Source organism: Tautonia marina, from assembly GCF_009177065.1.
In the GTDB taxonomy this organism is placed as follows: domain Bacteria; phylum Planctomycetota; class Planctomycetia; order Isosphaerales; family Isosphaeraceae; genus Tautonia; species Tautonia marina.
Window position 1 is genome coordinate 1 of sequence record NZ_WEZF01000050.1, and the last position, 6,227, is coordinate 6,227.

Sequence of the window (6,227 nt, forward strand, 5' to 3'; positions counted from 1 at the left end):
AGGACCCGGCGATGACCGACGTTCGCGCCAAGGGCACTATCATAGGCCCCGCGGGCTTAACGGCCGTGTTCGGGATGGGAACGGGTGTGGCCCCGCGGGTATGGTCGCCGGGAAAGCGGGCGGGGGGTCGGCAGTGAGACCCCTCGCTCGCGAAAAGCAAAGGCAACTCCGCAGGTCGCGAAGCGAGTCGGGAATGCCTGATCGACGAAGACACATGTTGACCGGGAAGCAAGCCGTTGGGTTCCGAAGGATCGACCCATTCGAAGGACGTCGCGTCCAGAGAGAGACGACGGTTCGAGGTCGTTCGGAGATTCGGGTGAGGGAGGCTCTGTGGTCTGGCCACGCCGACCGGTGGGTCCCGTGGGCACCGCATGGGTCATGCGATGCGGCGGGGACGGGTCGGGGTGGTCAAGCCGCTTGGCTCTTAGGACCGGTCGGCTGCGACGGTTGCCCGCCGTGCACTCCCGGCCTATCAACCTGGTGGTCTTCCAGGAGCCTTCGCACCGTAAAGGTGCCGGAAACCTGGTCTTGAGGCCGGCTTCGCGCTTAGATGCCTTCAGCGCTTATCCGTTCCCGACCTGGCTACCCGGCGGTGCCGCTAGCGCGACAGCCGGTACACCAGAGGTCGGTCCTCCCCAATCCTCTCGTACTAGGGGAGACTCCTCTCAAGTTTCCTCCGCCCGCGGCAGATAGGGACCGACCTGTCTCACGACGGTCTGAACCCAGCTCGCGTACCGCTTTCATCGGCGAACAGCCGAACCCTTGGGACCTTCTCCAGCCCCAGGATGCGATGAGCCGACATCGAGGTGCCAAACCTCCCCGCCGCTATGGACGCTCGGGGGAGATCAGCCTGTTATCCCCGGAGTACCTTTTATCCGTTGAGCGACGGCCTTTCCATCCAGCACCGCCGGATCACTAACGCCGACTTTCGTCCCAGCTCGTCTGAGAGGACTCGCTGTCAGGCCCCCTTCTACGTTTGCGCTCGTGTTGCCCGATGGCCGACCGGGCCGAGGGGACCATGGCGCTCCTCCGTTACGCTTTGGGAGGAGACCGCCCCAGTCAAACTGCCCGATGAGCAGTGTCCCGATTGTGGTGCAACCGGTGAGGACAGTCGACGATCCAGGCTGGTATTTCACCGGTGGCTCGACCCGGGCTGGCGCCCGGGCTTCACAGCCTCCCAGCTATGCTACACAGGATCGACGGCTGGCCAGTGCCAACCTGCAGTAAAGGTTCACGGGGTCTTTCCGTCTAGCCGCGGGTACGTGGTATCTTCACCACGACTTCAGTTTCACCGGGTCCCTCGTGGAGACAGTGCTCCGGTCGTTACGCCATTCATGCAGGTCGGAACTTACCCGACAAGGAACTTCGCTACCTTAGGACCGTCATAGTTACGGCCGCCGTTTATCGGGGCTTTGGTCGGCAACGTCGCTTGCGCTAATCGCCTCCCTTAACCTACCGACACCGAGCAGGCGTCAGACTCTATACGTCCTCTTACGAGTTGGCAGAGTCCTGTGTTTTTGGTAAACAGTCGCCGGAGCCGATTCACTGCGGCTGGCTCGCGCCAGCGCCCCTTCTACCGAAGGTACGGGGCCATTTTGCCGAGTTCCTTCACGAGGGTTCTCCCGAACGCCTTCGGATACTCGCCTAGCACACCTGTGTCGGTTTGCGGTACGGGCCGAGGGATTGTCCGGACAGGGATTTTCGTGGCTACCGAGCGGGGGACTTCCGGGCTAAGCCGTCGTCCTTGCGGAACGGGGGTTACTAGCACCCCGATCCCCGTTACGGCAGCGTCACCTGCCTTCAACCGCACCCTCGGGTGCCGGAATATTCACCGGCTGCCCATCGACTACGCCGTTCGGCCTCGTCTTAGGTCCCGACTAACCCTGGGCGGATTGCCCTTCCCCAGGAACCCTTGTGCTTTCGGCGGGCCGGCTTCTCACCGGCCTTATCGTTACTCGTTCCGGCATACGCACTCGACGGCGCTCCACCACCCGTTACCCGTGTGGCTTCAATGCGGCCGTCGACGCTCTCCTACCACTGGAATAAATTCCAATCCGCGACTGCGGCGCGACGCTTGAGTCCCCGTCATTTTCGGCGCGGGACGGCTCGACCGGTGAGCTGTTACGCACTTTTGAAATGGTGGCTGCTTCTAAGCCAACATCCCGGCTGTCACCGCGGTCCCACTTCCTTTGCCACTGAGCGTCGTCTTCGGGGCCTTGGTCGGCGGTCTGGGCTGTTTCCCTCTTGAGCGCGGAGATTCTCCCCCGCGTTCTGACTCCCGGGATAAAGACACAGGGTATTCGGAGTTGGGTTCCGGTGGGTACCCGGGGAGGGCCCCAGCCGGATTCCGTCGCTCTACCCCCCTGTGCTAGATTCCCCGAGGCTGGCCCTCGAGCCATTTCGGAGAGAACGAGCTATCTCCAGGTTTGATGAGACTTTCACTCCTCCCCACAGGTCATCCCCTGATTTTTCAACATCAGTGGGTTCGGTCCTCCACGACCTGTTACGGTCGCTTCAACCTGCCCATGGGTAGATCACCTGGTTTCGCGTCTTTGGCACCCGACAAGCGCCCTGTTCAGACTCGCTTTCGCTGGGGCTCCCCTCCTGAAGAGGTTAACCGGCCGGATACCAAAACTCGCCGGATCATTATGCAAAAGGCACGCGGTCAGGCGGAGCACAAAGGCTCGTCGCCCTCCCACCGCTTGTAGGCACGGGGTTTCAGGTTCAGTGTCCTCCCCTTGTCGGGGTTCTTCCCACCATTCGGTCGCCCTACTGGGTTCACTATCGGTCGTCGCCCGGTACTTAGCCTTGCGGGATGGTCCCCGCCGATTCAGGCCGGGTTTCACGTGCCCGACCCTACTCGGGTACCCCTCTTCAGAGAACAGAATCCGTCACCTACGGGACTTTCACCCCCTCTGGTGGACCGTTCCAGGTCGCTTCGATTGAACTCTGTTTTTATGACTCTGTCGGACCGAAATCCTATCGAGTGGCCCCACGACCCCGATCGGTGTCCCGATCGGTTTAGGCTGGATCCCCGTTCGCTCGCCGCTACTGAGGGAGTCGCGGTTGCTTTCCGTTCCTCCGGGTACTGAGATGTTTCAGTTCCCCGGGTTGCTGTGGGTATCTTGGGATCGACGGGCGTTCGGCCCCTCCCCCAAGCTTATCGCAGCCTGCCACGCCCACGTTGCCGGCGACGCCTAGGCATCCCCCCCGTGCCCTTCGGGGCTTGACCACGCCGACCCGGCCCCGACGCTCGGCCTCCCGAAGGATGCCGTGTGCCGGTCATTGACCGATGTCCGCGTGACCTCGCTCCCCCGCGGTTGCCCTCTCGCCTCGCGGCGACGAGCAACCACCGCGACGACCTCGCGTCGTCGTCTCTTTCCTATCCGAAGGGTCTACGTTCGATTCGGTACGAGCACCGCACCTCGGCGACGGAAAGTGAGATCACTTAACCGAAGCACGGTTGACCGCTCGTACGCTTACTTCGCGGTTTTGGTTGTGTCTTCGCGATCGAGCGTGACTCGATCGCGACCTGCCGAATTGTCACAGAACGCCCGCGGGCCTGTCGCCCGTCGGGCCGATCCAAGGAACGCGCGCCCCTCGAAACCGAGGGCCACAACACCCTGACCGGGGGGCGAGGCCGTCTCCAAAAGCGGAAACGGCCCCGCCCCTCGCCCAGGGCCACGGCGTGCCCTCCACCTCGAAGCTCAAGGCGGAGGACACCCGCGTCGGGTCAATCCAGGGTCGATCGTGTCGTGTCCAGGTCGCAGCCGAATCATGAACCAGGCGTGTGTGTGAGTCGCGTGAGCCGAGTCGGTCGATGCCAACGTCGGTTCACCGATCCTTCCGATCGGTCGCAAAAAGGGGTGACCATCCACAAGGGATGAACACGTTCGGCTTCGCCACTGCTGTGGCGGGTCCGCGTGGGGGGACGGCGCCGGGGTCAACCGGAGGGCCGCCCCGAGTGCGGGGCCGATGTTGGCTCATCGTCGGTGACGGCGGGCCGAAGCCGTTCGTCACGTCGGAGGCCGACATACATCCTTAGAAAGGAGGTGATCCAACCGCAGGTTCCCCTACGGTTACCTTGTTACGACTTAGTCCCCATCACGGGTTTCACCTTCGGCGCCTGCCCTTGCGGGCTCAGCGACTTCGGGTGCCCCCCGCTTTGGTGGCTTGACGGGCGGTGTGTACAAGGCTCAGGAACCCATTCACCGCGGCACTGCTGATCCGCGATTACTAGCGATTCCAGCTTCATGTGGGCGGGTTGCAGCCCACAATCCGAACTGAGGACCGGTTTCTGCGATTGGCGCCTGCTTACGCAGTGGCAACGCTCTGTCCGGCCCATTGTAGCACGTGTGCAGCCCCGGGCATAAGGGCCATGATGACTTGACGTCGTCCCCGCCTTCCTCCGGCTTAACGCCGGCGGTCCGACCAGAGTCCCCAACTGAATGATGGCAACTGGTCGCAGGGGTTTCGCTCGTTACGGGACTTAACCCAACACCTCACGGCACGAGCTGACGACAGCCATGCAGCACCTGTGCACGTTCCACCCGAAGGCGTCACCGACGTTTCCGCCGGCTAATCCGTGCATGTCAAGCCCGGGATAAGGTTCTTCGCGTAGCCTCGAATTAAGCCACATGCTCCACCGCTTGTGTGAGCCCCCGTCAATTCCTTTGAGTTTCAGCCTTGCGGCCATACTCCCCAGGCGGAGCACTTCACGCTTTCGCTGCGGCAGGGGACCCATCGGCGAGCCCCCTACCCAGTGCTCATCGTTTACGGCCAGGACTACCGGGGTATCTAATCCCGTTCGCTCCCCTGGCTTTCGCGTCTCAGCGTCAGTAAGCGTCCAGGAGCTCGCTTTCGCCGCGGGCGTTCCTCACGATCTCAACGCATTTCACCGCTCCACCGTGAGTTCCAGCTCCCCCTACGCTCCTCCAGACGGCCCGTATCCACGCCCATCCCCCGGTTGAGCCGGGGGCTTTCAGCACCAGACGTGGCCATCCGCCTACACGCGCTTTAAGCCCAGTGATTCCGAATAACGTTCGCACGGTTCGTCTTACCGCGGCTGCTGGCACGAACTTAGCCCGTGCTTCCTCCAGGGATCACTCAAGCTCTGCTCTTCACAGAGCCTTGTTCCCCCTCGACAGGAGTTTACAACCCGAAGGCCTTCGTCCTCCACGCGGCGTCGCTCGGTCAGGCTGTCGCCCATTGCCGAAGATTCTCGACTGCAGCCACCCGTAGGTGTCTGGGCAGTGTCTCAGTCCCAGTGTGCCGGGCCACGCTCGCACGCCCGGTAGGCGTCATTGCCATGGTAGGCCGTTACCCCACCATCCAGCTGATACCACGACAGCCCGTCCCGCGGCGGACTCACACCTTTGGCCTGATGAGGATGCCCTCACCGAGGCGTCATGGGGGATTACCTCCGGTTTCCCGAAGCTGTCCCCCTCCGCGGGGTTGGTTACCGTCGCCTTACTCACCCTTTCGCCACGCCTCCAAGAGGCGTTCGACTTGCATGCCTAATCCACGCCGCCAACGTTCATTCTGAGCCAGGATCAAACCCTTCGAAAAAGGGGTCACGCCACCAGCCCGAAGGCCAGTCGCCCAACCATCCTCTCACCAAAGAGCTCGAGAGGAAGAAACATGCGCCCCGATCCCGTGATCCGGTCATCCGCCCCGCGAAGGGCCGATTCCCCACGAGCTCGACGCGACTTCGATCATGGTGAGTCCCGCCCATGACCGAGCCGATCCGACCCGAAGGCCAGCTCCGACTCCATCACGTTCGCGGCGGGCGACTCCCAGGTGTGACGCTCCGTCGCCGGCCCCCCTCACGGGCACGCCGGGCGAAACCGCGTCCTCACCCCTCGATGGTCCGGTCCTTTTTGCGCGATCCTTCCGGATTCGGGCAAACCGCGTCCCATCGCCGTCTCGTTCACGCGTTGGCTCACACACGCCCCTCCCGAAACCCTCGCCTCCCGGCGAGCCTTCGGTTCGACGAGCTCCCAGACCGTTGCGACCTCGACCGCCCTGCAACACAGGACGCCCGAACCCGCCACGCCCCGAGCCCCGCCGAGTGCGTTTCTTGATTCGATTCTGCTTTGATTGTGACCAGGTCACAATCACGATCGACCGGATTGTCAAAGAGAGGTCGCGGCGGTCCACCCGCCCTTGCGTCAAGGCCCCTTGATCCGTATGTGACCGCGCCGTCGTCACCGACCGCCCGATCCGGA

General features: G+C 63.0%; 3 rRNA genes. All 3 read right to left on the reverse strand.

What is annotated here, in order from left to right:
• Positions 1-3: 3 nt before the first annotated feature.
• The 3 genes from rrf to GA615_RS27100 all read right to left on the reverse strand — a co-directional run bounded on the left by rrf (position 4) and on the right by GA615_RS27100 (position 5,568).
• Positions 4-112 (reverse strand): 5S ribosomal RNA (rrf, locus tag GA615_RS27090).
• A 292-nt stretch (positions 113-404) separates the two neighbouring features.
• A 23S ribosomal RNA gene (locus tag GA615_RS27095) occupies positions 405-3,232 on the reverse strand.
• 813 nt (positions 3,233-4,045) lie between these two features.
• A 16S ribosomal RNA gene (locus tag GA615_RS27100) occupies positions 4,046-5,568 on the reverse strand.
• Together the 16S, 23S and 5S rRNA genes form the textbook arrangement of a ribosomal RNA operon.
• Positions 5,569-6,227: the final 659 nt, after the last annotated feature.